Raw genomic sequence first — 3,879 nt, forward strand, 5'->3', positions numbered from 1 at the left:
GTCATCGGTTCGATCCCGATACGCTCCACCAACACTCAAATCAAAGATTTGAGTGAACGTGGTTACCTCATAGAGAAAGCGGTAATGAATTCGACGCAGTCGAATTTGTTGAAGCGTGGAATTGGGGGAACGGAAGTCTTCAGATTATTACATATCGGTTCGATCAGATTATTAAGCACTGTGCGCAGTTCTTAATCATCCGATTGGATGGCGGGCCTTCGGGTTCGATTTTACATCGTTTAGAGAGCATATATAACACGAGACGTTAGTTTCTTGTTTCTACTTTTAAGTAGGCAGTAGAGGCCGCGAGGCTTCGGCATAATCAGATTGGGTGACCAACCCGCTGTGCATGTGCTGCTGGTGCGCGTTCCAGTGCGGTTCGCAAGCTAATACCAAGTTAATTAACAGTCTTTCCAAGTCAAATACACTAACCAACCTATGATCGTAAGATTGTAGGAGCCGCAGAGGTTTAGATCTGCTGCGGCAAGAATGGGATGCTCGAGAGAGCATTCATTCGCTGGAATGTGCGTGACCTTCCTGCCAAGGGAGGGTTACATTTGAGTTCAAAATGTTGTTTTTGTTGAATGTTTACATTCAACATAGCACAAAATGACGTGTCTGTCGCAAGGCAGATGCTGATGAACAATTTTCTCAAAAAAAATGACGACTTCTGTTCTGGAAAAAGTCTGACTTTTTCTGGATCAGATCAAGCGCGAGAAGGGCGTTTGGTGGATGCCTTGGCAGTAAGAGGCGATGAAGGACGTGATACTCTGCGATAAGCTTTGGGAAGTCGAGAATAGACGCTATACCCAAAGATCTCCGAATGGGGCAACCCAACTGATACTTTGTTATTGTTTAACATTACGATGTAATTGTGATGTGTTTGATTGATCCAGTTCACACTGGAGCTTTTGATGCATTTGATTGCGGAGTGTTCGATCAATAACTTGGTAAACCAGTTATTAATTACCTGAATACATAGGGTTTTTAAAGCAAACCCGGGGAACTGAAACATCTAAGTACCCGGAGGAAAGGAAATCAATAGATACTCCCGTAGTAGTGGCGAGCGAACCGGGACCAGCCGAGCAATGAATGTGACTAGAACCATCTGGAAAGTTGGGCGATATGGGTGACAGCCCCGTATAGGAAGCATGATTTGACGTATTAAGTAGGGCGGAACACGTGAAATTCTGTCTGAACATGGGGGGACCACCCTCTAAGGCTAAGTACTCCTTACTGACCGATAGCGAACCAGTACCGTGAGGGAAAGGTGAAAAGCACCCCGACGAGGGGAGTGAAACAGTTTCTGAAACCGGACGCCTACAAGCAGTTGGAGGGGCATATGCCCTGACAGCGTACCTTTTGTATAATGGGTCAACGACTTGGTCTTACTAGCAAGCTTAAGCCGATAGGTGTAGGCGCAGCGAAAGCGAGTCTTAATAGGGCGCATGAGTTAGTAGGATCAGACCCGAAACCGAGTGATCTAGGCATGAGCAGGTTGAAGGTACAGTAACATGTACTGGAGGACCGAACCCACATCTGTTGAAAAAGATCGGGATGACTTGTGCCTAGGGGTGAAAGGCCAATCAAACTCGGAGATAGCTGGTTCTCCGCGAAATCTATTTAGGTAGAGCGTCGCACGAATACCTTGGGGGGTAGAGCACTGGAAGGGTAATGGGGACTCACCGTCTTACTGATCCTTACCAAACTCCGAATACCCAAGAGTAATATGCGGCAGACACACTGCGGATGCTAACGTCCGTAGTGAAAAGGGAAACAACCCTGACCTCCAGCTAAGGCCCCTAATTCATGGCTAAGTGGGAAAGCAGGTGGGACGACCAAAACAACCAGGAAGTTGGCTTAGAAGCAGCCATCTTTTAAAGATAGCGTAACAGCTCACTGGTCTAATTAAGTTATCCTGCGGCGAAGATGTACCGGGGCTCAAGCCATGAGCCGAAGCTGAGGATGCACGTAAGTGCATGGTAGCGGAGCGTTCTGTGATATAGAACGCTGCTTCTTTAACGTATTCGTATGTTACGGAAGCAATGTTCTGACTGTGAAGCCGGCCTGTGAGGGATCCGGTGGAGTGATCAGAAGTGAGAATGTTGACATGAGTAGCGATAAACAGAGTGAGAGACTCTGTCGCCGAAAGTCCAAGGGTTCCTGCTTAAAGCTAATCTGAGCAGGGTAAGCCGACCCCTAAGGCGAGGCCGAAAGGCGTAGTCGATGGGAAACCGTTTAATATTACGGTGCCAGGAGATGGTGACGGATCGAAAGCGTAGTGACTCCTTATCGGATTGAAGTTGCTGCCGGACGGTTCCTGGAAATAGCCCTCCATTAGATCGTACCCTAAACCAACACAGGTGGACTGGTAGAGCATACCAAGGCGCTTGAGAGAACTGCATTGAAGGAACTCGGCAAAATACCTCCGTAAGTTCGCGAGAAGGAGGCCCTATCAGAAGGCAACTTTTGGTGGGGGGCACAGACCAGGGGGTGGCGACTGTTTACTAAAAACACAGGGCTCTGCGAAGTCGCAAGACGACGTATAGGGTCTGACGCCTGCCCGGTGCTGGAAGGTTAAGAGGAGTGGTGCAAGCCGCGAATTGAAGCCCCAGTAAACGGCGGCCGTAACTATAACGGTCCTAAGGTAGCGAAATTCCTTGTCGGGTAAGTTCCGACCTGCACGAATGGCGTAACGACTTCCCCGCTGTCTCCAATGCAGACTCAGCGAAATTGAATTGCCTGTTAAGATGCAGGCTTCCCGCGGTTAGACGGAAAGACCCCGTGCACCTTTACTACAGCTTCACACTGGCATTAGGTCAGACGTGTGCAGGATAGGTGGTAGGCTTTGAACCATGATCGCCAGATTGTGGGGAGCCTCCCTTGAGATACCACCCCTGTCTGTCTTGATGTCTAACCGCGGTCCGTTATCCGGATCCGGGACCCTGTGTGGCGGGTAGTTTGACTGGGGCGGTCGCCTCCTAAAGAGTAACGGAGGCGCGCGATGGTGGGCTCAGACCGGTCGGAAATCGGTCGTCGAGTGCAATGGCATAAGCCCGCCTGACTGTGAGTCTGACAAGACGAGCAGAGACGAAAGTCGGTCATAGTGATCCGGTGGTCCCGAGTGGAAGGGCCATCGCTCAACGGATAAAAGGTACGCCGGGGATAACAGGCTGATACTGCCCAAGAGTCCATATCGACGGCAGTGTTTGGCACCTCGATGTCGGCTCATCTCATCCTGGGGCTGGAGCAGGTCCCAAGGGTATGGCTGTTCGCCATTTAAAGAGGTACGTGAGCTGGGTTTAGAACGTCGTGAGACAGTTCGGTCCCTATCTGCCGTGGGTGTAGGAGACTTGATGGGAGTTGCCCCTAGTACGAGAGGACCGGGGTGAACGATCCACTGGTGGATCTGTTGTGGCGCCAGCCGCAGTGCAGAGTAGCTATGATCGGACAGGATAACCGCTGAAGGCATCTAAGCGGGAAGCCCCCCCAGAAACAAGGTCTCCCTTGAGGGCCGTGGAAGACCACCACGTCGATAGGTCGGAGATGTAAGTGCTGCAAAGCATTCAGTTGACCGATACTAATTGCCCGATAGGCTTGATTTGATCCAGTAAAAGCTAGATTTAGCAATTACTGAGCTGAAGTCCGGAAAGTCTAAAATCTCGTGTTATTCTTTAATCTTTTCTCGGTTTGGTGATAATAGCGCCAGTGAAACACCCGATCCCATCCCGAACTCGGCCGTTAAGCACGGTTGCGCTGATGGTACTGCGTCTTAAGGCGTGGGAGAGTAAGTCATCGCCAAACCTAGTAAAGATTAAAGACACTCTCAAACGTATGTACTTATAAAACGGCCGCCAATCACGGCGGCCTTTTTTTATG

1 tRNA gene and 2 rRNA genes (1 of these 3 running past the window's edge) are annotated in these 3,879 nt (G+C 49.9%); all 3 read left to right on the forward strand.

Going from position 1 to position 3,879, the window contains the following annotated elements:
• Positions 1-31: transfer RNA gene (locus tag QQL62_RS13365), tRNA-Ala, on the forward strand; it begins 45 nt to the left of the window's first position.
• 673 nt (positions 32-704) lie between these two features.
• Positions 705-3,605: ribosomal RNA gene (locus QQL62_RS13370) — 23S ribosomal RNA — on the forward strand.
• 84 nt (positions 3,606-3,689) lie between these two features.
• Positions 3,690-3,804, forward strand: a 5S ribosomal RNA gene (gene rrf / locus QQL62_RS13375).
• The last annotated feature ends 75 nt before the right edge of the window (positions 3,805-3,879 follow it).

The sequence above is a fragment of the Amylibacter marinus genome, from assembly GCF_030160015.1.
Lineage (GTDB): Bacteria > Pseudomonadota > Alphaproteobacteria > Rhodobacterales > Rhodobacteraceae > Amylibacter > Amylibacter marinus.